The sequence below is a fragment of the Nocardioides sp. 616 genome (assembly GCF_002930065.1).
GTDB classification, from domain to species: domain Bacteria; phylum Actinomycetota; class Actinomycetes; order Propionibacteriales; family Nocardioidaceae; genus Nocardioides; species Nocardioides houyundeii.
In genome coordinates this window covers 44,566-68,213 of sequence record NZ_POAG01000006.1, presented here as the reverse complement: position 1 = coordinate 68,213, position 23,648 = coordinate 44,566, and the positions used below count along the sequence as shown (strand labels likewise).

The 23,648-nt window shown below is 72.3% G+C and carries 19 protein-coding genes; 7 read left to right on the top strand and 12 right to left on the bottom strand.

Annotation, left to right across the window (positions count from 1 at the left end):
* Positions 1–39 precede the first annotated feature (39 nt).
* The 3 genes from C5H89_RS01640 to C5H89_RS01630 all read right to left on the bottom strand — a co-directional run bounded on the left by C5H89_RS01640 (position 40) and on the right by C5H89_RS01630 (position 4,635).
* Complete coding sequence (locus C5H89_RS01640) at positions 40–1,692, bottom strand: YfjP family GTPase (protein ID WP_104105368.1); 1,653 nt, start codon at positions 1,690–1,692, stop codon at positions 40–42.
* 61 nt (positions 1,693–1,753) lie between these two features.
* Positions 1,754–3,517 carry a dynamin family protein gene (locus C5H89_RS01635; protein ID WP_240181640.1) on the bottom strand — a complete coding sequence of 588 codons (1,764 nt, stop codon included), beginning with the start codon at positions 3,515–3,517 and terminating at the stop codon, positions 1,754–1,756.
* Positions 3,514–4,635, bottom strand: a complete 1,122-nt coding sequence (locus tag C5H89_RS01630; protein ID WP_104105367.1) for a PrsW family intramembrane metalloprotease — start codon at positions 4,633–4,635, stop codon at positions 3,514–3,516. Before C5H89_RS01630 ends, C5H89_RS01635 begins: the two co-directional genes overlap by 4 nt.
* 47 nt (positions 4,636–4,682) lie before the next feature.
* Here C5H89_RS01630 and C5H89_RS01625 point away from each other — a divergent pair, with 47 nt between their 5' ends.
* Entirely contained in the window at positions 4,683–6,119 is a 1,437-nt protein-coding gene (locus C5H89_RS01625) for an aminopeptidase P family protein (RefSeq protein ID WP_240181639.1), read from the top strand.
* Here the strand turns inward: C5H89_RS01625 and C5H89_RS01620 are convergent.
* Complete coding sequence (locus C5H89_RS01620; protein WP_104105366.1) at positions 6,078–7,334, bottom strand: MFS transporter; 1,257 nt, start codon at positions 7,332–7,334, stop codon at positions 6,078–6,080. The two genes, C5H89_RS01625 and C5H89_RS01620, sit on opposite strands and share 42 nt — an antisense overlap.
* Before the next feature lie 122 nt (positions 7,335–7,456).
* On the opposite strand from C5H89_RS01620, the gene rlmC reads away from it, so the two are divergent.
* Both rlmC and C5H89_RS01610 read left to right on the top strand, forming a co-directional pair.
* Positions 7,457–8,593, top strand: a complete 1,137-nt coding sequence (gene rlmC / locus C5H89_RS01615) for a 23S rRNA (uracil(747)-C(5))-methyltransferase RlmC (RefSeq protein ID WP_104105365.1) — start codon at positions 7,457–7,459, stop codon at positions 8,591–8,593.
* A 66-nt stretch (positions 8,594–8,659) separates the two neighbouring features.
* Positions 8,660–9,322: an enoyl-CoA hydratase-related protein gene (locus C5H89_RS01610; protein ID WP_104105364.1), complete on the top strand. Its 663-nt coding sequence runs from the start codon at positions 8,660–8,662 to the stop codon at positions 9,320–9,322.
* 81 nt (positions 9,323–9,403) lie between these two features.
* Here the strand turns inward: C5H89_RS01610 and C5H89_RS01605 are convergent, their stop codons facing one another.
* Complete coding sequence (locus C5H89_RS01605) at positions 9,404–10,975, bottom strand: M28 family metallopeptidase (protein WP_104105363.1); 1,572 nt, start codon at positions 10,973–10,975, stop codon at positions 9,404–9,406.
* 211 nt (positions 10,976–11,186) lie between these two features.
* Here C5H89_RS01605 and C5H89_RS01600 point away from each other — a divergent pair, with 211 nt between their 5' ends.
* Entirely contained in the window at positions 11,187–12,467 is a 1,281-nt protein-coding gene (locus C5H89_RS01600) for a solute carrier family 23 protein (RefSeq protein ID WP_104105362.1), read from the top strand.
* On the opposite strand, the gene C5H89_RS01595 is transcribed toward C5H89_RS01600, so the two are convergent.
* From C5H89_RS01595 to C5H89_RS01585, 3 genes are all read right to left on the bottom strand, one after another.
* Positions 12,443–13,393: a hypothetical protein gene (locus C5H89_RS01595; RefSeq protein ID WP_104105361.1), complete on the bottom strand. Its 951-nt coding sequence runs from the start codon at positions 13,391–13,393 to the stop codon at positions 12,443–12,445. The genes C5H89_RS01600 and C5H89_RS01595 overlap by 25 nt on opposite strands.
* Before the next feature lie 90 nt (positions 13,394–13,483).
* On the bottom strand, positions 13,484–14,365 hold the full coding sequence (locus tag C5H89_RS01590) for an NAD(P)H-hydrate dehydratase (protein WP_104105391.1): 882 nt from the start codon (positions 14,363–14,365) through the stop codon (positions 13,484–13,486).
* Positions 14,352–15,101: a histidine phosphatase family protein gene (locus tag C5H89_RS01585; RefSeq protein ID WP_205304808.1), complete on the bottom strand. Its 750-nt coding sequence runs from the start codon at positions 15,099–15,101 to the stop codon at positions 14,352–14,354. Before C5H89_RS01585 ends, C5H89_RS01590 begins: the two co-directional genes overlap by 14 nt.
* A 223-nt stretch (positions 15,102–15,324) precedes the next feature.
* Here C5H89_RS01585 and C5H89_RS01580 point away from each other — a divergent pair, with 223 nt between their 5' ends.
* On the top strand, positions 15,325–16,713 hold the full coding sequence (locus C5H89_RS01580; protein ID WP_104105360.1) for a dicarboxylate/amino acid:cation symporter: 1,389 nt from the start codon (positions 15,325–15,327) through the stop codon (positions 16,711–16,713).
* Here the strand turns inward: C5H89_RS01580 and C5H89_RS01575 are convergent.
* Positions 16,710–17,945 carry an acyl-CoA desaturase gene (locus C5H89_RS01575; protein WP_104105359.1) on the bottom strand — a complete coding sequence of 412 codons (1,236 nt, stop codon included), beginning with the start codon at positions 17,943–17,945 and terminating at the stop codon, positions 16,710–16,712. The two genes, C5H89_RS01580 and C5H89_RS01575, sit on opposite strands and share 4 nt — an antisense overlap.
* Before the next feature lie 35 nt (positions 17,946–17,980).
* Entirely contained in the window at positions 17,981–18,499 is a 519-nt protein-coding gene (locus C5H89_RS01570; protein ID WP_104105358.1) for a hypothetical protein, read from the bottom strand.
* A 172-nt stretch (positions 18,500–18,671) separates the two neighbouring features.
* Here C5H89_RS01570 and C5H89_RS01565 point away from each other — a divergent pair, with 172 nt between their 5' ends.
* On the top strand, positions 18,672–19,562 hold the full coding sequence (locus C5H89_RS01565) for an SDR family oxidoreductase (RefSeq protein ID WP_104105357.1): 891 nt from the start codon (positions 18,672–18,674) through the stop codon (positions 19,560–19,562).
* Positions 19,563–19,565: 3 nt separating this feature from the next.
* Positions 19,566–20,126 carry a carboxymuconolactone decarboxylase family protein gene (locus C5H89_RS01560; RefSeq protein ID WP_104105356.1) on the top strand — a complete coding sequence of 187 codons (561 nt, stop codon included), beginning with the start codon at positions 19,566–19,568 and terminating at the stop codon, positions 20,124–20,126.
* Between the two features lie 37 nt (positions 20,127–20,163).
* Here the strand turns inward: C5H89_RS01560 and C5H89_RS01555 are convergent, their stop codons facing one another.
* Together C5H89_RS01555 and C5H89_RS01550 are read right to left on the bottom strand one after the other, a co-directional pair.
* A complete protein-coding gene (locus tag C5H89_RS01555; protein ID WP_104105355.1) occupies positions 20,164–22,425 on the bottom strand; it encodes a hypothetical protein in 2,262 nt (753 codons plus the stop codon).
* A gap of 119 nt (positions 22,426–22,544) precedes the next feature.
* A complete protein-coding gene (locus C5H89_RS01550) occupies positions 22,545–23,555 on the bottom strand; it encodes a hypothetical protein (RefSeq protein WP_162799162.1) in 1,011 nt (336 codons plus the stop codon).
* Positions 23,556–23,648 lie beyond the last annotated feature (93 nt).

Genomic DNA, 23,648 nt, shown 5'->3' with positions numbered 1-23,648 from the left:
GAGAACTCCGCCGCCGCGCCGCCTGTGGACGTCAGCAGGTCAGCGCAGCACCTCGGCGAGACCGTCGCGCGCCGCGGAGTAGGCCGCCAGCTCGGTCCGCACCGGCTCGATGACCAGCTCCTCGGAGACCTGCCCGATCGCCTCCCGCAGCCGCCGGTCGGCGGACCGGGCGCGGCGTCGGGCGGTCAGGGAGACCAGCACCCGGCACAGCAGAGCCAGCAGGATGCCGAGCCCGACACCGCCCAGCAGCAGCAGGGTGGGGACCGGGAAGCCGCGCCACTCGGGAGTGGGCACCTCCGGCAACCGCGCGTAGGAGCCCAGCGCCAGGACACCGAGCCAGACCGCACCGACCGCCGCCGAGACGATGAGCAGCCACTGCAGGACTCGCACGAGCCCTGCCCAGGCCGGGATCCGCTCCGCGCCGAGGTCGGTGGCGGCCAACGCCTTGTCGAGCCGGTCCCCCAGGTCGGGAAGGCGGGAGACCGAGGCCTGGCGCACCGCGGTCGCCCAGGACGGCCTGAGGTCCACCGAGACCTCGTCGACCAACGAGCGCACCTCGCTGTCGACCTTGGCGCGCTGGACCTGGTTGGCGGTGGGCACCGAGGTTCGCGCCGAGCCGGTGAGCTCCTTGCCCGCGGCGCCCAGGTCGAGGTGCAGACGCTTCAGCGGATCGGGCTTGAGCTTGGTCACCCACGCGGTGACCGGCCAGCCGGTGGCCCGGTTGGCGCGGATCCGGGTGGAGTCCTCGACCGCCCGGACCACGGTCGGCACGCCGGCTGCCTCGGCGAAGGCGTCCTCCAGGGCCGCCACCCGCTCCCGGGGCAGCGACGGGGTCTTCGCGGTGCCGGTGAGCTCGGCCATCCGGGCGGCAGCCGCGCGGAGGTCTGCGTCCAGGCGCTGCTTGGTGACCTTCTTGCTGGCGACCTTGCGGGCGATCTCGTCGCGCAGCTCGTCCATCCCGCTGCCTTCCCGGGCGCTGACCGCGAGCACGGGAACGCCGGGGAGCCCGTCGGCGACGAGCAGTCGCCGCACGTCCTCGATCATCGCGGAGCGGCGCTCCTGCGGCACCCGGTCGATCTGGTTGAGCACCACCAGCATCACGTCCTGGTGGGTGGCCAGCGGCGCGAGGTAGCGGTCGTGGATCGCGGCGTCGGCGTACTTCTGCGGGTCCAGCACCCAGATGAGCATGTCGGCCAGCCGGACCAGCCGGTCGACCTCGAGGTGGTGGGAGACCTCGGTGGAGTCGTGGTCGGGCAGGTCCAGCAGGACCACGCCCTCCAGCGGGTGCTTCGAGCCGGCGCTGAGCAGGTTGTCGCGGGTGACCTGGTGCCGGGACGGGATACCGAGCCACTCCAGCAGCTCCGGCGCACCCTCGGTGCCCCAGACGCAGGCGGTGGCCCACGACGTGGTGGGCCGGCGCACCCCGACGGCACTGAGCTCGAGCTCGGTCAGGGCGTTGAACGTGGAGGACTTGCCCGAGCCGGTGGCTCCGGCCAGGGCGACGACCGTGTGGTCGGCGGAGAGCTTGAGCCGGGTGCCGGCGCGGGTGACCACCGCGGAGGCCTCGTCCACCACCGAGTCGTCGATCCGTCCGCGGGAAGCCGTGACGGCCTGTTCCAGCCCCGCGAGGCGCCCGCCGATGTCGGAGCCACGGGTCACCAGCTTCTTGGCGCCCTCGAGAAGTGACGTCATCGTGTCCTCAGCCGAGATGAATGGGTTCGTGGGCCAACAGTAATGCGCCCGTCCGGGATGCTCACGACCCGCTCTGGTCCGCCTCGTTGCGACCCAGCAGCGCGAAACGCAGGTCGTCGACCCGACGCGCGCAGGTGCGCAGCGTCTCCGCGGAGCCCGGCGTCACCTTGAGGGAGTCCAGCAGGTCGAGGTAGCGCCGGCGCTCGGCCTCGAAGAGCTCGTCCACCCGGCGCTCCAGGTCCTGGCGGGCCCGCTCGGCCAGCGTGCGCACGGCCTGGTCGCCGAAGACCGCTTCCAGCAGCTTCTGCCCCAGCAGCGCGCCACCGCCGGCGATGCCGGCCTCCGCGCCCACCAGCGCCCCGCCGGTGTGGGCGAAGACCACGACCATCAGGGCCACCGACAGACCGTTGACGCCGTAGGCCAGGAAGCGGGCCGTGGAGCGCTTGTCGGCACCCTCGGTGCGCACCATCTCCAGCACGTCGGCCTGCCAGTCCCGCACCGCCCGCTCGGTCTTGCGGCGGAAGTCGCGCGAGGCCCGCCCCAGGTCCTCCCCCGCGTCCGCGAGCAGGGCCTGGCCCGAGGCCACGGACTGCCAGGAGGCCTCGGCCCGCTCGGCGGCCGCCTCGGCGTGCTCGAGCAGCAGGGTCTCCAGGCCCGACTCGACCGCGACCGTGACCCGCTCGGCCTGCTGGGGCTTGCCCTTGATGGCGTTGACCACCCGGTCGCGCAGCCACCCCACGCGGGTCTCCAACGACCGCAGCAGCTCGCCGGTGCCGACGAACTCCTGCCACCGCGCGAGCACCTCGCCGCGCAGCAGCGTGCCGTCGGCCGAAGCCGCGGTCACCCCGGCCACCCCGGCGTCGTAGGCCTTGTCGACGTCCTCGCGGAGCCGGCGCAGCACCTCGGCCTGCTCGGTCTCCGCGTCCGCCACCTCGTGGGTACGACGGGCGACCGTGCGGATGGCGCCCTCCAGGGTCTGGCGCACCACCCCGGCACGCGCCTCGGCGTCCGCGGCCAGCGACTCCAGCCAGCCCCGGATCGCTGCCACCGCGGCGACGGGCAGCAGCCCGGTCTCGGAGATCTGCTCCTCGGTGACGGTGAACAGCGGAGAGTCCTTGAGCCCACGACTGGCCAGCATCCGGGCCAGGTGCGTGGAGACGGTCTCGATCGCGTCGTCGGGCGTGCGGTCGAGCACGATCGCCACCGCGGCGGAGCGCTCGGCCGCCTCACGCAGGAAGTCCCACGGCACCTGGTCGGCGTACCGCGCGGCGGAGGTGACGAAGAGCCACAGGTCGGCCGCCGCGAGCAGCTGGGCGGCCAGCGTCCGGTTGGCCTCCTCGACCGAGTCGATGTCAGGGGCGTCCAGGATCGCCAGGCCGGCCGGGACGGTCTCGGACGGGACGAGCTGGAGGGCGTGCGGGTCGTTGGTGGCGGAGCTGACCCGCTCGAGCTCGGGCAGCAGCCGGTCCTGGCCGAACCACTGGGCGTCCTCGGGGTTGTGCACCAGCACCGGGGAGCGGGTGGTGGGCCGCAGCACCCCCGGCTCGGTCACCCGGTGGCCGACGAGCGAGTTGACCAGCGTCGACTTGCCGGCGCCGGTGGAGCCGCCGACCACGGCCAGCATCGGGGCCTCGATGGTCATCAGCCGCGGGATGACGTAGTCCTCCAGCTGGGCGATCATGTCGGCGCGCGCCTTGCGGCTCTCCGCGACGCCGGGCACCTCCAGCGGCAGTGTGGCCCCCTGCAGGGCACCGCGCAGCTGCACCAGTGCCGTGAGCATCTGGGTGCTGTCGATGCTCGTCTCGGGGCTCGAGGACTCGCTCATCGTGTGGGGACCACCTGTCCGGGGAAGGAGATGTAGGGGCGCACCGCACCCAGCCGGGTGATGAAGAGCTGGCCGCGGTTTGCGAAGTCGGGGGGCGGGGTGCCGCGCAGGTACCGATGATGCAGGAAGCCCAGCTCGATCGCCGACTGCTGGTAGTCGCGCATCGCCCGCTCCGCGCGGGCTCCCCCGTGCTGACGGGCGTAGGCCCGGGCCTCGCGGCGCGCTCTCAGGTCCACGAGCCAGCCGATGTCCGAGGCCGGGAGCAGCCCGCGGGCGGCTGCGTCCTGCAGCGCCCGGGTCAGCATGGTGCGCTCGGAACGGCGCAGCCAGATCACGAAGGCGATCAGCGCAGCGAAGCCGGGCGCCATCATGGTCAGGTAGACCGTGGCGAACTGCTCGAGGCCACCGATGGCAGAGGCGTTCCAGAGGCCATGGGTGAGCACAGCCATCAGGTACCCAGCCAGGGGTGCCAGCACGCGCACCAGCGGGCGGCGGCTGCCGACCGCGATGCCCACGCCGATGCCGGTGAACGTGGTGAAGAGCGGGTGGGCGAACGGGCTGACCAGGCAGCGGACCACGAAGGTGGCCGTCAGCGCCTCGGTGCCACCCGGGCCCAGGCCGTCGGTGCCGTCGTACGCGGCCGCCAGGTAGAGGATGTTCTCGATGAAGGCGAACCCGATGCCGACCATGCCCGCGTAGACGATTCCGTCGAGGATGCCGTCCAGCTCCGCCCGGCGCCACCACAGCAGGAGCAGCAGGAACAGGCCCTTGGTGGCCTCCTCGGTGACCGGGGCGACGACGGCGAGCATCTGGGAGTCGTCGAACCCGCCGAACAGGCCACCGAGGCCCTGCAGCACCAGCGCGGCCGCGGTGGCGACGAAGGCGCCCCACAGCACGCCCGTGGCCAGCAGCGTGCGCGGCTCCGGCTCGTAGCGGTCCAGCCACAGGAACACCGCCACCACCGGCCCCACCGGCAGGAACGCCAGCACCGTGGCCAGGGCCAGCGACGAGGGTGCGCCGGAGAGCGCGATGACCAGCAGCATCGCGGCCGCGCCCAGCAACGCCAGCAGCGTGACCACGAGCGTGAAGGCAGCGCTCTCGCGATGGTGGCTGGACATGGTCGGCAGCCTAACGGGGCGTGACCGCGCGGCGTACAGTGAAGCCCGTGAGCGAGGAGTCCCAGACCCAGCCAGGCACGACATCGACGACCCAGCCGCGGACGGAGTCGCACGACCCCGCGGTGCCGGAGGCGTACGCCGCCTTCATGCGCACCGGCTGGGGCGAGCGGGAGGCGACGGTCCCCCGGCACCCGGTGGCCGCCAGCGCTGCTGCCCGGCGGGCGCGCCTGGCCGAGGCCTTCCCCGGCGAGCGCCTCGTGCTGCCCGCCGGCACCTTCAAGGTGCGCTCCAACGACACCGACTACCGCTTCCGCCCCGACACCGCGCACACCTACTACTCGGGCAACCAGAGCACCGACGCCGTGCTGGTGCTCGAGGACGGCGACGCGGTGCTCTACGCCAGGCCCCGCTCCTCGCGGGAGACCGACGAGTTCTTCCGGGACCGCCAGTACGGCGCGCTCTGGGCCGGAGCCCGTCCGTCGCTGGCGGAGATGTCGGACTCGCTGGGCCTGGAGGTCCGGCACGTCGACGAGCTGCCGGGGGCGCTCACCGGGACCGGCAAGACCCGCGTGCACCGCGGCGTCTCGGACACCGTGGACGCCCTGGTGCCCGGGGACGACACCTTGGACACCGACCTGGCCCGGGTGGTCTCTGAGATGCGCCTGGTCAAGGACGACTGGGAGGTCGCCGAGCTGGCCGAGGCCTGTGACATCACCACCTTGGGCTTCGAGGACTCGGTGCGCGAGTGGGACCGGGTGCTGGAGTACGGCGAGCGCTGGGTGGAGGGCACCTTCTTCCGCCGGGCCCGGGCGATGGGCAACGACATCGGCTACGACTCCATCGTGGGCGGCGGCTCGCACGCCACGACCCTGCACTGGATCGAGAACAGCGGGCCGGTCAGGCCCGGTGAGCTGATCCTGCTCGACATGGGGGTTGAGGGCCGCAACCTCTACACCGCCGACGTGACCAGGACCCTTCCGGTCTCCGGCACCTTCACCGACCTCCAGCGCGACCTCTACGAGCTCGTCCTGGCTGCCCAGGAGCGCGGCATCGCCGCGGTCCGCCCGGGCGCGGCCTTCCTGGCGCCGCACCAGGCGGCGATGGAGGTGCTCGCCCACGGGCTCTCCGACCTGGGGCTGCTCCCGGTCTCCGCCGAGGAGGCGCTGGACCCCGACTCCAAGGTCTACGCCCGGTGGACGCTGCACGGCACCTCCCACATGCTCGGGATGGACGTGCACGACTGCGGACGCGCCGCCCCCGAGTCCTACACCAAGGCCGACCTCGCCGAGGGCATGGTCCTGACGGTGGAGCCCGGGCTCTACTTCCAGGCCGACGACCTGCTGGTGCCCGAGGAGCTGCGCGGGATCGGCATCCGGATCGAGGACGACATCCTGGTGACCGGTGACGGCAGCCGCAACCTCAGCGCCGCGCTCCCCCGCGCCTCACACGACGTCGAGGAGTGGATGGGCCGGCTCCGCGGCTGACCCGGCAGCGGGCTGGGCCCTCGCCCGGTCCCGGGCCTGGACCACCAGGGCCAGCACCACGGCCAGCACCATGGCGCCCACGGTGACGGTGAAGGCGGCGGTGTGGCCGTGCGCGTCGGCCAGCCGGCCGGCCGCACCAGCTCCCAGCGCGTAGCCCAGGCCGACCGCACTGGCCAGCAGGCTCAGCCCCAGGCTGGCCCGGCTCTGCGGCAGCGCCCGCTCCCCCAGGGTGAAGACGCTGATCAGGTAGGGGGCGACCCCGAAGCCGAGGGCCAGTACCACCAGCACCAGGCCGGTCAGGCTGTCGACCGCGAGCAGCGGCAGCGACATCACCAGCAGCGCCACGGCGCAGACGAGCATCCGGCGGGCATGGCCGAAGGACTCCGGGAGCAGCGCGGTGCCGAGCCCGGCGATCACGCTGCCGATCCCGAGCACCGCGTGGATCAGCCCCGCCAACCCCGGCTCCCCCGCCGCGTCGGCCATCACCGTGGTGCCGGTCTGGGTGGCACCGAACAGCATCCCCACACACATCAGGGCCAGCAGCAGGACGACGAAGAACGGGGTGACCACCCGGGCCACCACCGTCCCCGGCGCGGGCCGCGGGACGGCACCGGGGGCGGTGGGGTGCAGCGCGAACGCGCATCCGAAGACGACCAGCAGCACCGAGGCCATCAGCATCGCCGCCTCCGGCGAGATCAGCGCCACCCCGGTCCCGACCAGCGCCGGCCCGAGCACGAACGAGGCCTCGTCGGCGGCCCCCTCGTAGGAGAACGCGGTGTCCAGCAGGCGACGCTGGTGCACACCGGAGTCGGCGACCAGCGGGCGCCAGCGCACCCGGGAGAGCGGACCGACCTGAGGAAGCAGCGACCCGGCGACCGCAGCGCACAGCACCAGCACCGGGGTCGAGAAGTCGGCGTGCGCGGCGATGACCAGCACGCCCAGGGCGAGGGCGCCGAGCAGGGACTGGACGAGGACGACGGGCCGTTGCCCGTGGCGGTCCGACAGCGCGCCGGCCAGCGGGGAGCCGACAGCGTTCGCGATCGCCAGGGCCCCGGCGGCCAGACCGCCGCTGGCATAGCTCCCGGTCGTCGAGGAGATCAGCACCAGGGTGCCGAGCTGGCTCATGGAGGTGGGAAGACGGCCGACGAAGGCGACCAGGACGTAGGCCGGGCCGACGAGGTCGAGCAGGCGCCGGTAGGAGGCGAGGGGTGACACGCAAGGACTCTTTTCGGGTGCGCAGGGACGACGCGCGCCGTACCCACCTCCGAGAACGCGCAGAACCCTGAGCAGCGACAAGAGTAAGGGATGAGGGCTCGGAAGGTAGGTTCGGCAACGACATGTACTGCGCCCACTACGACGCCCACCGGTGTCGCTCCTGCACGTTGCTGGAGGTTCCCCGAGCCGACCAGCTCGCCGCGAAGACGCGACAGGTGCAGGCTCTGCTCCCTGATCCCGACCTCGAGTGGCAGCCGCCGGTGGTGGGCCCGGGCGAGAGGTTCCGCAACAAGGCCAAGATGGTCGTGGGCGGCACCGCCGACGCGCCGACCCTGGGCATCCTGGACGCCGCCGGCTCCGGGATCGACCTGCGTGACTGTCCCCTGCACTCCGCCGGTCTGCAGGCTGCGCTCCCGCTGCTGGCCGCGTTCATCAGCACCGCCTCGATCGCGCCGTACGACGTGACCGCGCGGCGCGGTGAGCTCAAGCACCTGCTGGTCACCGAGTCGGAGGCGGGCGAGCTCATGGTCCGGTTCGTGCTGCGCTCCCAGGAGCCGGTGACCCGGATCGGCAAGCACCTGCCCGGGCTGCTGGCCGCCCTCCCCCGGCTGCGGGTGGTCTCGGTCAACCTTCAGCCCGAGCACAAGGCAGTCCTGGAGGGCGAGCGCGAGATCGTGCTGCATGGCTCCACCTTGGCGATGCGGGTCAACGACCTGACACTGCACCTTCGCCCGCAGAGCTTCTTCCAGACCAACACCGAGGTCGCCGCCAGCCTCTACCGGCAGGCTGCGGCCTGGGTCGCCGAGCTCCTTCCCGTCGGGGACACCACGCCCGCCGAGGTGTGGGACCTGTACTGCGGGGTCGGCGGGTTCGCGCTGCACCTGGCCCGTCCGGGGCTCGCGGTGACCGGGGTCGAGGTCAGCGCCGAGGCCGTGGCGAGTGCGCGCACCAGCGCCCGGGAGCTGGGCGCTCCGGCCGAGTTCGTCGCTGCCGACGCCACCGCCTGGGCCCTGGCCCAGGACCGGTCGCCGGACCTGGTGGTGGTGAACCCGCCGCGCCGGGGCATCGGGCCGGCCCTCGCCGGGTGGCTGGAGGACTCCGGGGTCCGGCACGTCCTCTACTCCAGCTGCAACGCGGAGTCCCTGGCGCGGGACCTGGCGGCGATGCCGTCGTTGCGCCCGCGCCGCGCCGTGCTGCTGGACATGTTTCCCCAGACCCGCCACTACGAGGTGCTGGTGCTGGCCGAACGCACCGGCTGAGTCCGAGGGTCCGCGCTCCGGTACGGTTCGCCCGATCTGCTCGCGACCTGCCACAGGAGCCCCCGCATGCCCACGCTCAGCAAGGACAGCACCGTCTGGACGCTCGACCTCGGCGCGGACGAGAACCGCTTCCACCCGGACTGGCTGGAGCAGACCGACGCCCTGCTGGACGAGATCGCCGGCTCCGCGGAGCCGGCCGTGCTGGTCACCGCGGGCAGTGGGAAGTTCTTCTCCAACGGTCTCGACCTGGAGTGGCTGGGCGCCAACGGCGACCGCCTCGGCTGGTACGTCGACCGCATCCACGCACTGTTCGCCAAGGTGCTCACCCTGCCCGTCCCGACGGTCGCCGCGGTCAACGGCCACGCCTTCGGCGGCGGCGCGATGCTCGCCATGGCCCACGACTTCCGGGTGATGCGCGAGGACCGCGGGTTCTTCTGCTTCCCCGAGGTCGACATCCACATCCCGTTCACCACCGGGATGTCCGCCTTGATCACCGCCAAGCTCACGCCGGCAGCCGCGGTGGAGTCGATGACCACGGGCCGTCGCTACGGCGGCGCCGAGGCGACAGCAGCCGGCCTGGTGAACGCGGTCAGCGGCATCGAGGAGCTCCGCGGCACCGCGGCCGCCCGGGTCCGGGACCTGGCGGGCAAGGACCGCGCCACCCTCGGCGCCATCAAGGCCACCATGTACGCCGGTGTCGTGGAGATCCTCAAGACCCCCCAGTCCTGACGACCCTGCCTGACGGACTCGGGGCGGGACCCGCCGGGCGCGGCAGAACGCACCCGGCGGGCCTGCCGGCGATCAGCCGTCTCAGCGTCGGTGCTGGTTCTTGGCCACCGACAGCTTGAGGTGCTGGCCCGTCTTGGTGTGCCCCTTGCCCGGGTGCCCGGGGACGCCGTTGACCGCGGAGGTGTCGTAGGCGAACGTGAGCACCGCGGTCGCGATGGCGTCGGCGTTCACGTCCAGGGCGTGCACGTTGATGTTACCGACCAGCCGGTAGTCCTCCCGGAGCTCGTCGTACAGCGCGTCGTCCTGCCCCTCGCCGGTGAGGTTGTCGCAGGGCTGGTGGTAGCAGGGGTCGTACGAGGCGCCGGCCACGCCGCCGTACAGGGCTGCCTCGGCGGGCGTCTTCTCGACCTCGGCCCCGGTGAAGAGCCCGCCTGCGGGGATGCCGACGGCGATGAAGGGGCCGTAGTCGGAACGGCCCGAGAACTCGCTGTCCTGCGACGGCTCGCCGATCCGGTCGTAGAACTGCTCGAAGACGTCCTCGATCTGCGCCGAGCCCTCGGGGATGAACCCGGGCTCCGCGGTCTCCCCGGAGTCGTCCCCGTCGTAGATGCCGAGCACGTAGTTGGGCGAGGCCACCATGTCGAAGTTGAGGTAGAGCGCGACGTCCTCCTGCTCCTGGGCGCTGAGCTGGGAGACGTAGTACTCCGAGCCGAGCAGCCCCTCCTCCTCGGCACCCCACCAGGCGAAGCGCACGGTGTTGGTCGGCTTCACCTTGGCCATCTGGAGCGCCACCTCCAGCAGGGCCGCGCTGCCCGATCCGTTGTCGTTGATGCCGGCGCCGCCCTGCACGCTGTCGAGGTGGGCGCCGGCCATCACGACGTTGTCGTCGTTGCCGCGCCGGGTCTCGGCGATGACGTTGTAGGCGGTGCGCTCCTCGGCGGTGAACTCGACCGAGACCCGCACCGTGGCACCGGGGGCGCCGGCCAGGTCGGCGCCGACCTCGGTGAGCGCGAAGACCACGGGGATCGTCAGGCCGGTGGCGTCACCGATCATGCCGACGAGTCCGGGCTGGTTGTTCCACACGATCACCCCCGCCGCACCGTTGGCCTGGGCGTTGAGGGCCTTGACGGCGAAGCCACAGGTGCCGCGCTGGATCAGCGCGATCTGTCCGGGCGCCATGGCGTCGAAGTCGCTCTCCTCGCAGCCGCTGCTGGCACTGCCGGGGTCCACGACGAACAGCGTGCCCGTCGCCTCGCCCTCCGGGGTGCCGGTGTCGAACTGGTTGCGGATGAAGTCGCGCCCCTCGATCCAGGTGGTTGGTGAGGGCGAGGTCCGCTCCAGCTCGGAGAACTCCTCGGCGTACTGGAAGGGGAACGCCTGGACGCTCGGGTCGTAGCCGGCTCCTTCGAGCTGCTCCACGACGTAGTCCACGCTGGCCGCGTAGCCGGGACGTCCCGCGGCCCGGTCCCCGTACTGGTCGGCGATGCCTTGCAGGGCCCGCAGGTGCTCCAGCGCGCCCTCGGCGGTGACCGCCTTGGTCAGCTTGCGGACCGAGTTGTTGTTGGGATCGGCGTACGACGGGGTCCCTGCGGCGGTGCTCACGAGCGCCACCGCGAGGGTGGTGGCGGCGAGGGCCCGAGCTCTCCTGGACATGCGCTCTCCTTCGTGCAGCGGCGGCGAGGTGGCCGTCCGAGCACGCTAGATGTGAGGCGAAACAACTGACTAGCCCTGGCAATCCGGCGCGCGCCGAAAGATCATCGATTTTGGTGCGGGGGAGGCGACTGCCGCCCGAGCCCCAGGCCCGGTTAGCATCCCCCCGTCGCCCCGGCGAGGGCGGCCCCTATGCGAGCACTGAGGAGCACACGTGTCCTGGACCCTGCACGGCGACGGTCGCACTGCCTCCCCCGAGGCGATCGTCCGGCCCGAGGAACGCCTCTCCTGGCCCCGCACCATCGGATTCGGTGGCCAGCACGTGGTGGCGATGTTCGGCGCGACCTTCCTGGTGCCGCTCATCACCGGTTTCCCGCCCACCACCACCCTGTTCTTCTCCGGTGTCGGCACCATGCTCTTCCTGCTGCTCACCCGCAACCGGGTGCCCAGCTACCTCGGATCCTCCTTCGCCTTCATCGCCCCGATCCAGGCGTCGATGGGTGATCAGGGCATGGGGGCGGCACTGTTCGGCATCATGGTCACCGGCGCCCTGCTGGCTGCCGTGGGGTTGTTGGTCACCGTCGTCGGCAGCGCTTGGATCGACGCGTTGATGCCCCCGGTGGTGACGGGGGCGATCGTGGCCCTGATCGGGTTCAACCTCGGCGGTGCGGCCACCGCCAATTTCCAGGACGACCCCCTCCTGGCCGTCGTCACCCTGCTGACCATCGTGGTGGTCTCGGTGGCGTTCCGCGGACTTGCTGCGCGCCTGTCGATCCTGATCGGGGTCGCGGTGGGCTACGCCACGGCGCTGCTGACCGGAGAGCTGGACCTGGATCCGGTGCGCGAGGCCGCGTGGTTCGGGTGGCCGGACTTCGCCAGCCCGGACGTCACCTGGTCGGTGGTCCCGATGTTCCTGCCGGTGGTGCTCGTGCTGGTCGCCGAGAACGTCGGCCACGTGCGCAGCGTCGCCCACCTCGTCGGCGACGAGACCATCAACGACCGGACCGGCGCCGCCCTGTTGGCGGACGGGCTGGCGACCACGCTGGCCGGCGCCGGCGGCGGCTCGGCCACCACGACGTACGGCGAGAACATCGGGGTGATGACCGCGACCCGGGTCTTCTCCACCGCGGCCTACTGGGTGGCGGCTGTGTTCGCGGTGGCGCTCAGCCTCTCGCCCAAGTTCGGCGCCGTGCTCAACACCGTCCCCGCCGGCGTCCTCGGCGGTGTCACGGTCGCGCTCTACGGGCTCATCGGCCTGATCGGCGTGAAGATCTGGATCGACAACCAGGTCGACTTCTCCCTGCCCTCCAACCAGTACCCGGCAGCCGTGGCGCTCATCTTCGGCATCGGCGACCTCACCCTGAACGCCGGGGACATGACCTTCACCGGCATCGCGCTCGGCACCATCGCCGCAGTCGTGCTGCACCACGGCATGCGGGCGATCGAGCGGGCCCGCAAGACCGCGCCCGCTCAGCGCCCCGGGCGCAAGCGGTAGGTCCCGGGACCGACGCGCTGCACGTCGTCGAAGGCCGCGATGCCGCGCCCGCGCACGTCGGCGCACATGTGGCTGGTCAACATGGTGCGCACGGTCGCCGCGGCGAAGCGGCTCCCCCGGGCACTCATGTCCGCGACCACCTCATCGACGCCGAAGGTGTCCTGCTCGGAGGCGGCGAGGATGCGCCGTACCGCGTCCAGTATGTCGGCCCGCGCCGTGCCTCTGGGGGACTCGGACGGCTCGTCGGGTCGCCGTGGTCCGACCTCGCCCAGCTCGGGATCGCCGCCGGGCGGCGGAGCGCCGGGCGTCTCCACCTCGAGGGCGAACAGCGCCAGCTCTCCGTGCACGGCGAGCACGTCGGTGCAGGTGGCGACCACGGGCAGCTGCCACGGGGCGCGGCCGACAGCCCGCTGGGCGGCGGCCGGCAGCCACTCCAGCGCACCGCGCTCCACCACCAGTCGGCGGCCCACCTCGCTGGGCCAGACCAGGGAGTGCCGGTCGGCGGCGCTGGCCAGGTGGCTCATGGTGCGGGCACTGATCACCTGCACCACCCACCGGCGACGGGCCGGCACGCAGCCCAGCCGCATCACGTCGCCCAGCAGCTCTCCCATCGGCCCCGCGGCCGCCCGCGAGTCGGTGCGGGCAGCCGAGTGCCGCAGCTGCACGACGACTCCGGAGAGCCCGTCGACGACCAGGTCGGCCATCCCGTGGCGCAGGACGGGCTCGGGGACGCCCGCGGTGACCCGGGACGGGTCGACGCCTGCGTCCTCGAGCGCCACGACGGCGCTGAGCCGCATCGCGTCCTCGGTGAGCAGGTGACCTCGTCCGGCCCGCCAGTGCGCGGACAGGGCGGTGGCCACCTCGGCCCACACGGGTGACCAGAGCTCCGGGGTGTCCCTCGCGAGCTGGGTCGCGGTCCTCGCCACCGGGTCTCCTTCGCACTCGCCCTCGTGGACCCGTAACGATTCCACGGATGCGCCTCCGGCGCGGCCGGATCACCAAGGTCCGGCGGCGCCTCAGCCCAGCTCGGAGAGCACTCGGGGCACTTCGCCCAACAGCTCTCCCGCCAGGTAGCCCACCTGTCCCACCGTGGCAGCGAGCCGCTCGCCGGTGCGGGCGTGCAGGTAGGCGCCCCACACGGCGGCCTGCGCGGGGTCGGCCCCCCTGGCCAGCAGCCCGGTGACGATTCCGGCCTGCACGTCGCCGGAGCCGGAGACGCCCAGGCCCGGCCCGCCGCCCTCGATCAGCCAGGCCCGGCCGTCCGGGGCGACCACGTGCTTGCGCTCCCCGCCGAACAGCACCACGACCCGGGACCGGTGGGCCACCGCCGTCGCCGCGGCCCACGGGTCCTGTTCCACCTCGTCGACCTCGCAGCCGGCGACATGGGCCATCTCGGTCGGGTTGAGCGTGGCCACCACGCGGCCCTCGAGGCGGTGCAGCCCCTCGGGGTGGTGCGTCAGGTACGCCGACCCCAGGGCATCGATGGTGACCGGCAGGTCCAGGCCGGGCACGAGTGCCTCGATCAGCTCGGTGGCGAGGTCGGGATCGCCGCACCCGCTGCCCAGGAGCAGCGCGTCCGCGGCTTGGGCCCACTCCCCCAGGGACTCGGCTCCGGAGACCGCGATCTCCCCCGCCCCGGTCTGCGGCAGGGCCCGCACCGCGGCCTCGGGGACGGCGACGCCCAGGGCCGGGCAGGTCTCGGCGACAGTGGCCAGCACCAGCTTGCCCGCACCCGCCCGCAGCGCGGCGGTGCCGGCCAGCAGCACCGCCCCCGGAGTGGCCGCGCTGCCCCCGGCGACCAGGACCTGTCCGCGGGCCTGCTTGCTGTCCCCTGGCGCCGGCAGGGGCCAGTCCCGCAGCGCTGCCGGCGTGACGACGACCGGGTCAGGCCTGCTCATCGCCACGCCCTCCTTGGGAGGGTTCCCGGGTCACCGCGGCCTCGGCCTTGTCGACGGCCGCGGTGTCGGCGAAGTCGACGAGCTCGAGGTGGTCTCCGCTGCGCCGGTAGGTGGTCACCGAGGCGTTGGGGATCTGGATCTTCCGGTCGAGCTCGAGGAGGTCCTGCTCAGCAACCTCCTCCAGCACGTAGCGGAAGCTCATGATCACTGCCTGGTGGGAGAACAACCAGACCCGGGCGCCGTCGTACCCCTCGCGCAGGTCGGTGAGCAGGCTGCGGATGCGCAGCACCACGTCGGCCCAGCTCTCACCGCTGGGCGGCTGGTAGTAGAACTTCCCGAGCTTCTCGCGACGCTCGGCCTCCTCGGGATGACGGGCCCTGATACCCACCCCGGTCATCCCGTCGAAGATCCCCAGGTCCCGCTCGCGCAGCCGCTCGTCGAGGACCAGGTCCGGCCCGAGACCGTCCAGTGCCAGCCGTGCGGTCTCGGCAGCCCGGCGGTACGGCGAGGCGATCACCACGTCGGGCCGCTCGGCCCCGCCCTCGCGGAGCCACGCGTTGACGGCCCTGGCCTGGGCGTGGCCGGTGTCGGAGAGCTCGACGTCGGCGTCGCGGGCGTCCAGGTCGAGGTACTCCGCCCCGGACTCGCGAGCCTGGAGGTCTGCATGGTTGCCCACGCTCTCGCCGTGACGCACCAGCACCAGCTCGGAGGGTCCACTGCCCCAGCGCGGCCTCACAGCTCGTGCCTCGTCGTGACGTGCTGGTTCATCAGGTCCTCCTCGTCGTTGTCTGCCGGGTGTACCCCGCCGAGGCGCCCGCGATGCGCCCACGGACCGGGGCCAGATCGGGAATGAACCGGCACGTCGGTGAGGTTCTGACACTCCCCTCGTCCCCGACCCCGGAGCCGACGGTGTGGCCACCCGCCTGCCGCCCGGCCGCAGCGAAAGGCAGCACCTCCCCATGAGCTCCCCCACCGCCTCGACGCCCGCCCGGCGTCGCTGGCTCCCCTCGTTCGGCGTCCAGGTCCTGATCGGGCTGGTCCTCGGCGTCGTGCTCGGGCTGGTCGCCCGGTCCATGGGCGCGGACGGCGTCGACGCCGCCACCGGCGAGCCGGACCCCAACTGGCTGACCGAGACGCTCACCCAGATCGGCAGCATCTTCGTCACCTTGCTGCGCACCATCGTCCCGCCGCTGGTCTTCCTGGCCATCGTGGCCTCGATCGCCAACCTGCGCGACGTCACCGGAGCGGCTCGGCTGGCGTGGAAGACGCTGGCCTGGTTCGCGGCCACCGCGCTGATCGCGGTGGGCATCGGCATCGCCCTCGGGCTGATCATCCAGCCCGGGAACAACACCAGCGTCTCCGCCGAGGCCGCCGCCGCGCCGTCGAGCAGCGGGTCCTGGCTGGACTTCCTGACCGGCCTGGTGCCGGCCAACGCCCTCGGCCTGGAGGCCAGCGCGGGCTCCGACGGCTCCGTGGGGCTGTCGTTCAACGTGCTCCAGATCCTGGTGGTCGCCATCGCCGTCGGTGTCGCCACCCTCAAGGTGGGTGAGGCCGCCGAGCCGTTCCTGGCCATCGTCCGCTCCGCCCTGCTGGTGGTCCAGAAGGTGCTGTGGTGGGTGATCCTGCTGGCTCCGATCGCCACGGTCGGACTGCTGGGCAAGGCGGTGGCCACCTACGGCTGGGCCGCCCTGGGCTCCCTGGGCAGCTTCACCGTCGCCATCTACCTCGGCCTCGCCCTGGTCCTGTTCGTGGTCTACCCGGTGCTGCTGCGCACCAACGGCCTGTCGGTCAAGCAGTTCTTCTCCGGCGCCTGGCCCGCGATCTCGCTGGCCTTCGTCTCCCGTTCCTCCGTCGGCACCATGCCGGTGACCCAGCGAGTGACCGAGCGCAACCTCGGGGTGCCCAAGGCCTACGCGTCGTTCGCGGTGCCGCTGGGGGCGACCACCAAGATGGACGGCTGCGCCTCGATCTACCCCGCAGTCTCGGCGATCTTCGTGGCGCAGTTCTTCGGGCTGGACCTCGCCCTGACCGACTACGCGCTGATCGCGTTCGTGGCGGTCATCGGCTCCGCGGCCACCGCGGGCGTGACCGGCGCGACCGTGATGCTGACCCTGACCCTCTCCACCCTCGGTCTGCCCCTGGAGGGCGTCGGCCTGCTGCTGGCGATCGACCCGATCCTGGACATGGGCCGCACGGCCACCAACGTGGCCGGCCAGGCGCTGGTGCCGGCGCTGGTCGCCAAGCGCGAGGGGATCCTGGACCTGGCTGCCTACAACGCCCCGCGCGGCGCCAAGCCGTGGCAGGACGAGGACCCCGCCGAGGTGCTCGACGCCGGAGTTCGTGCCTAGGAGACGAGCGGCTCCGCGGTGGCGCCCAGCACCGGCCCGGAGTCCGTGCTCTCGTTCCTGCTGGCGGGCGTCTGAGCCCGGCGCCGACCGAACAGCTTGGCCACCTGTGAGGGGGCGTTGCGCACGGTCGTCTCCTCCAGCCATCCGTTGGGCAGCGAGAGGCGCAGCACCTTGTGCCAGGCGCTGCCGACCTGGCGCACCAGGGGACGGGAGTTGTAGGAGAGCCCGTAGCGCTGGAAGAGGTCGCGCACCTGCGGCGCGATCTCGGCGTAGCGGTTGCTGGGCAGGTCCGGGAACAGGTGGTGCTCGATCTGGTGAGACAGGTTGCCGCACATCACGTGGGTCAGCGGAGACCCCGAGATGTTGGCGGAACCCAGCATCTGCCGCAGGTACCACTCACCGCGAGTCTCGTCCTGGTCCAGCGCGGGCTGCTCGAAGGTCTCGACCCCCTCGGGGAAGTGGCCGCACATGATGACCGAGTGGCTCCACACGTTGCGGACCAACCCGGCGGTGGCGTTGGCCGTGAGGGTGGACCTCCAGGACGGCCCCGAGAGCGCAGGGAAGACCACGTAGTCCTTCGCCGCCTGCCGACCGATCTGCTTCAGCGTCTCCTGCACCCGGCCGCGCAGCTCGGGCGTGAAGCCCCGCTTCTGGCGGAGGTGCTCACCGAACTCCACGTCGTACATCGCGATGCCGTACTCGAAGATCAGGGCGTTGGCCAGGTTCCACAGCGGCTGGATCAGGAAGCGGGGCTGCCACTCCTGGTCCTCGTCGACACGCATGATGCCGTAGCCGAGGTCGTTGTCCTTGCCGACGATGTTGGTGAACCGGTGGTGCTGGACGTTGTGCGCCTCCTTCCACTGCGAGGGCGGGGACGCGTGGTCCCACTGCCAGGTGGAGGAGTGGATCTTGGGGTCCCGCATCCAGTCCCACTGACCGTGCAGGACGTTGTGGCCGATCTCCATGTTGTCCAGGATCTTGGACAAGGACAGACAGGCGGTGCCCAGCAGCCAGGCGGACCGGCGCTTGCTGCCCGCGAGCAGCACCAGGCGGCCGGCGAGCTCGAGCTTGCGGCGTACGTCGATCACGCGCCGGATGTAGGCCGCGTCGGACTCGCCCCGGCTCTCCAGCACCGACTCGCGGAGCTCGTCGAGCTCTCGGCCGATGGCCTCGATGTCGTCCGCGGTCAGATGTGCGATCTGGCTGGCGGGCTTCTTCTCGATGACGGTCACGGTATGGCTGTGCCCCCTTTCAGGCCACGGCAAGCCTACTGCGAACTACTAAACGGATTCGGCACCCAGGACCGGTCCTCCCGCGACTCGAGGCGGACGACCACCTCGACCAGTCCGCTGTCCGGCAGGACGTGCTGGGTGACCGTGACCCGGTAGCCGTCCGCCTGGCCGTGGGCGCCGCAGTTGCGCGGGTTCAGGCCTCCCACGAGCCTCACCGCACCACTGCCGGGACAGTTCTCGTCCAGGCTCATGTCCCATCCGGCCCTGTCCAGGAGCGCGTCCAGGTCCAGGGGCGCCACCGGCCCGGGCACCGTCCAGCGCGTCCAGGCACTGGGACAGCCGCCTTCGCTCAGGCACACCTTGCGGGCCGGCTGGCGGGACTGCGCGACCACGGTCCACTCGCGCGGCGCCTCGAACCGGTCCATGGCCTGGTCGAACCGGCTGGTCTCGCGATCGTTGGAGACCCACACCCACACGCAGGCAACCGCCACGGCGAGGAGCAGCCCGAGCATCAGCCGTCGCCCCCGCGGGGCGAACAGCGTCTCGTCCGTCATCAGCGCGTCCCTCCGAACACCCCCGTGCCGACCCGTCCTCCGACGCTAGTGGCCCCCGCTCGGTGTGAGAGAAAAGTTCACCAGTTGCGGGTACGCCGAGGACCAGACCAGCCACCCTGGACCCGTCCGCGCGCCGGGACCGCAGTGCTGTCGGCTCTGCCAGACTCCGACGATGGGACTCAGAACACGCCGCCTGCGTGACCTCGACAACCGCAAGGTGTTCATCACCGGCGCCGCCAGCGGCATCGGGCGGGCCACGGCCCAGGCTGCGGCCGCCCAGGGTGCGGTGCTCCACCTGACCGACGTGGATGCCGCTGGTCTGCACCGGACCGCCGAGGAGATCCGCGCCGCCGGCGGCACGGTCGCGTACGCCGCCCCCGCGGACATCGCCGACTATGACGCCGTGCGCGGACTGGCGGACGAGGTGACCGCGACCTGCGGCGCCATGGACGTGGTGATGAACATCGCCGGCATCTCGACCTGGGGCACCGTGCAGAGCCTGGAGCACCAGCACTGGCGGCGCCTGGTCGAGGTCAACCTGATGGGTCCGGTCCACGTCATCGAGACCCTGGTGCCGCCGATGATCGAGGCCGGTCGCGGCGGGCACCTGGTCAACGTGTCCTCGGCCGCGGGGATCATCGGGATGCCCTGGCACGCGGCGTACAGCGCGAGCAAGTTCGGGCTGCGGGGCGTCTCGGAGGTGCTGCGCTTCGACCTGGCCCGGCACGGCATCGGCGTCAGCCTGGTCTGCCCCGGCGGGGTGGCGACGCCGCTCACCGAGACCGTCACCATCGCCGGGGTGGACAAGGCGAGCGAGAGGTTCGAGCGGCTGCACCACAGGTTCCGGGCCCGGGCCGTCACCGCCGAGCAGGCCGCGGAGTCGATCCTGACCGGCGTACGTCGCAACCGCTACTGGGTCTACACCTCCCCCGACATCCGGCTCATCCACCTGCTGCAGCGCCTCTTCCCGCCCGGCTACCTGCTGGCGATGAAGGCGATGAACGCCGGGGCCAACCGGGCGCTGCCCGAGGTCGGCCGCGCCCGTCGTCCGCGGGAGGCGTGAGCGATGCCCCCGAGCAGCCCCAACGACCGTACGTCGCGCGTCGCCCCGGGCGGTTGGCGCGAGGTCGGACCGGTGGTCACCGGGTTCGCCCGGATAGCGGGCCGGGTCGCCGGCACCGAGCCGCCGGCACTCTTCCTCACCCTCGGTCGCAACCGACGGCTCTTCTGGGGATGGCTGCACTTCGCGGGTCGGCTGATGCCCGGCGGTCGTCTACCGCGCCGCGAGACCGAGCTGGTGATCCTCCGGGTGGCGACCCTGACCGGCTGCGACTACGAGTTCACCCACCACGCCCGGCTCGGCGCGCGTGCCGGGATCGGCCCCGTCGAGCTCGAGCGGGTCGTCGCCGGGCCGGAGGCCGAGGGCTGGACCGAGCGCGAGCGACTGCTGCTCACCGTCACCGACGAGCTGCACCACGACCGGGACCTGTGCGACGCCACGTGGGCCCGGCTGCGTGCCGAGCTCGACGAACGCACCTGCCTGGAGGTGCTGCTGCTGGTCGGGCACTACGAGATGTTGGCCACCACGCTGGCCGTCCTGCGGCTGCCGCCCGACCGGGAGCGCTGAGCCCGCCAGCCCTGGCCGGCCGGCCGAACGAGGCCCGTTACTGCAGCAGCTCCTCGACGTTCTCCAGGACCGCCACAGACGGACCGTTCTGGCTCGCGAGCCCCACGACGAGGCCGGACTCGTTGGCCAGGACCGAGGTGGCGGCCATGGGCCGACTGGCCGGCACGTCGACCGAGGTCCACGTCGCGCCGTCGGTCGAGAGCCACACCACGGCCCGCGCCTGCTGGCCGCCGTACACCCCGCCGGGGGCGGCGAAGCCCCGGTCCATCGCGACGATGGTGCCGACGCTGTCCTCGGTGCCGCCGATCTCGATGCTCGTGAACTCCTCGCCATCGGTCGTCGACCAGGTGGCGTCACGACCGGCTGCGATGCCCTGGAAGAGCACGACGTCGCCGGTGCCGGCGCACGAGCTGAGCGCGGTCGTTCCTGCCCCGAGGCCCTGGATGTCGAGCCGCTTCCAGCCGCCCTCCCCTCGGCGGAAGGCCACCGGCCGCGAGCCCTTGCTCGGGTCCTCGACCCCGCCGACGGCCACCAGGTCGCCGCCGGGCAGCACACAGGTTCCGCTCAGCCAGGAGTCGCTGGAGCGGTCCACGTCGAACGGGCCCTTGGCACGCTTCCACGACACCCCGTTCCGCGACGTCCACAGTGCGCCGTAGCTGTGGTCGCTGGCGACGAAGCTGGCCCGGTCGACGCCGATCACGACCCACTCGCCGTCCTGGATGCTCGCCTCGCTGAGGAACTCCGTGCGGGGACCGGAGAGCCCGCGCGCGGGCTTCCACTTCTTCGCCCCAACAGCGCGGAACCAGCCGGCGACGTCGGACTCGTCGACCGCCCCGGGGACGTCGGAGGGACTGATCTGCTCCGACGTGACGAACGCGTTGCCCTCCTCGTCGGTGACCGCCGCCATGCCCGAGGTGCCCTCGACCTGGGCCGGCTGCCACTCAGCGGACTCCAGGACGTCCTCGGCCAGCGAGAACGGGGTCAGCTTCGTGGTGCTCGTCCACCCGTCGCCCGAGGAGAGCTCGACCTCGGCGCGGGATCCGACCAGCGCCGTCTCCTCGCCCAGCTGGCCAATGGTCGCCCAGCCGTCCACCTTGGGCAGAGCGCCGGTCTCCCCCAGGGTGCTCCAGGCTCCCTTCGCGCTGAGCTTGCCGGTCTGCAGGAGCCCGTTCCACGAGCGCACGGCCACCACCTCGCGCCCGTCCGCCACCACGAGTGGCGAGCTCCCGGGGGTGCGCCAGGACGGCAGGTCGCCGAACCGCGACCACCGCCCGGCGGGCGAGCGCCGGAGCACGACCGAGAAGAGCTTCTCCGCGTCGCTCAGGGCGGCGAACACGGTGCCGCCGCCCGCACTCGGCGCGTTCACCCAGCCCGCCCAGCCCGCGCTGTGGCCGGGGAAGGCGGGCAGCGCCTCGGTCTTCCACCCGGTCCCGTCCTTGGAGAACCAGGCAGCGGGGGTGTAGTCGCCGCCGTTCAGGGCGTAGCCGGTGGCCACGAACCCGTTCTTCACCGCCACCATCCCGTTGAGGACGGCCTCGGTGCCGGGCAGCGCCTTCGACGTCGACCAGGTGGCTCCACCGTCGACGGAGACCAGCGCCTGGTTCTCCCTTCTCCCGTCCTCGCGCTCGACCGCGGTCAGCACGACGAGACCACGGTCGGAGGCCTCCGCCTCGATGATCCCGGCCAGCCTCCCCTCGGCGGGCGCCGGCAGGTCCACCACCTTGCCCGTCTCGACGAGGACCGCGATCGGCAACTCGTCCTCGTCCGTGCCGACCGCGACCACGCCGCCCTCGGGCTGCCCCGCGATGGCGCTCAGCACGATGCCACGCTCGTTCACCTCCGCGGGGAGCTCGACCGGCGACCAGGTCTCGCGGTCGGCGGAGGACTGCAGGAACGGCTCGGATCTCCCCTCGTGCCAACGGCCTCCGAGGGCGTACGTCGTCTCCCCGACCGCGGCGAGGTCGCCGACGGCCCCGTCACCCTCGCCGACCTCCAGGACCTGTCCGGTGCGAGGTCCGACCCCGTCGGCGGGCCACACGGTCGCTGCCGCCGGTGCATCCGGCGCGGCGACCTGCCCGGCGACCAGGGCGGGCAGACCGCCGGACCCGGCGAGCGAGGGTCCGACGGACACGCGCGGCTCCGCAGGCGCCGCTGCCGTGGTGTCGATCTCGCGCCATGCCGCCTTGACGTCCCCGACGCTGTCGTTCTTGGCCTCGGGCTCGTCCGAGGAACCTTGCGTGCAGGCGGAGAGGCTGAGGACGGTGGAGACGGCGATGGCCAGCCGGGTACGACGAGGCATGGACGGGTGCTCCGATCAGGCGGGGCTGGTGTCGGCCGAGTCCGACGCGGCGGAGGCATCCTGCCCCCACCCCCGGCGGGTAAACGTGGAGCCCAACAGACGAGAGCGCTGCCGCCCCGTCACCAAATCGGGTAGTTGACCAACCTGCTCGGGGGCTCTGCGGGTCGCTCGCACGCCCCTGTTGAGACCTCACAGCGCACCAGCGCCTGCGGCACCCGGCTGTCTCCAGCATCGGGGTCGTCGCCGGCCGACACCCAGACGAGCACCTCGGTCGGCGACTCCCAGCCGATGAGGTTCGGGGAGGAGTCCGTAGCGAGGCCGAGCCGGAGCAGCTGCCCGGTCGCGACGTTCTTCGCCCACAGCGCGTGCGCGGCCTCCTTGTGCCTGCTTCGGCCGTCCTCCTGGCCGACATAGACGAAGGTCCTGCCGTCCGGGGACCACCCGCCCCGCTGCTCGACGGGGACGCGCCCCTGGCGATGGGCCACACCGTCACGTCCGACGCTGGCGTAGACGCCGGGCGTGTAGAAGATGTCCCGGCCGCGTGCCTGCCACATCACCCCGCCCGGCCAGCCGCCCATGGTCAAGGCGCGAGAGCGGTGACCGCGCAGCCGCACCGTGCCCCGGTCACCGGGTCGCCAGACCACAGCGGGTCGGCGGTCAGCGGTGTGCCAGACGACGCGACCGTCCCTCAGGATGGACGTGACGTACACCTCACCGTTCCCGGTGCAGCAGAACGTATGGACCGGCACTCGGACCGAGCCGAGCCTGCGTCGGGAGCCCACGTCGTACGCAGTGACCCGGCGCAGGTCCTCGCCCAGCGTCTCGACCCAGACCACGGTCGCACCGTCGGCGGAGACGGTGACCGAGGTAGGGCCCTTCGACCGGACGAGCCGGTGCATCCGGGCTCCTTGGGCGGTCTGCAGCACCAGGAACCACTCCGAGCCGTCCATCCGGCTGCGGCCAGCCACGATGGTTCCGTTGGCGTACCTCAGCTCCAGGGGCCTGGTGCGGATCGCGGCCTCACCGACGTGCAACCGGCCCTTGTCGTACCAAGGCACATCGGAGGTCTCGCCCTCGGGGAGGTCCGCAACGATGCTCGGGGCGCTCGCCTCCACAACCTCTGCCCGCACGGTTGCGGCCGCCCCGTCACCCGGCGCGGCACCTTCGGTAGCGCCGGTGTCGCAACCGGTCAGAACCAACGCGACCGCGACCGCGAGCGCGAG

Coding starts and splice junctions, on each gene's coding strand:
- C5H89_RS01640 (WP_104105368.1), bottom strand. CDS start 1,692: ATGACGTCACTTCTCGAGGGCGCCAAGAAGCTGGTGACCCGTGGCTCC.
- C5H89_RS01635 (WP_240181640.1), bottom strand. CDS start 3,517: ATGAGCGAGTCCTCGAGCCCCGAGACGAGCATCGACAGCACCCAGATG.
- C5H89_RS01630 (WP_104105367.1), bottom strand. CDS start 4,635: ATGTCCAGCCACCATCGCGAGAGCGCTGCCTTCACGCTCGTGGTCACG.
- rlmC (WP_104105365.1), top strand. CDS start 7,457: ATGTACTGCGCCCACTACGACGCCCACCGGTGTCGCTCCTGCACGTTG.
- C5H89_RS01610 (WP_104105364.1), top strand. CDS start 8,660: ATGCCCACGCTCAGCAAGGACAGCACCGTCTGGACGCTCGACCTCGGC.
- C5H89_RS01605 (WP_104105363.1), bottom strand. CDS start 10,975: ATGTCCAGGAGAGCTCGGGCCCTCGCCGCCACCACCCTCGCGGTGGCG.
- C5H89_RS01590 (WP_104105391.1), bottom strand. CDS start 14,365: ATGAGCAGGCCTGACCCGGTCGTCGTCACGCCGGCAGCGCTGCGGGAC.
- C5H89_RS01580 (WP_104105360.1), top strand. CDS start 15,325: ATGAGCTCCCCCACCGCCTCGACGCCCGCCCGGCGTCGCTGGCTCCCC.
- C5H89_RS01570 (WP_104105358.1), bottom strand. CDS start 18,499: ATGACGGACGAGACGCTGTTCGCCCCGCGGGGGCGACGGCTGATGCTC.
- C5H89_RS01565 (WP_104105357.1), top strand. CDS start 18,672: ATGGGACTCAGAACACGCCGCCTGCGTGACCTCGACAACCGCAAGGTG.
- C5H89_RS01560 (WP_104105356.1), top strand. CDS start 19,566: ATGCCCCCGAGCAGCCCCAACGACCGTACGTCGCGCGTCGCCCCGGGC.
- C5H89_RS01555 (WP_104105355.1), bottom strand. CDS start 22,425: ATGCCTCGTCGTACCCGGCTGGCCATCGCCGTCTCCACCGTCCTCAGC.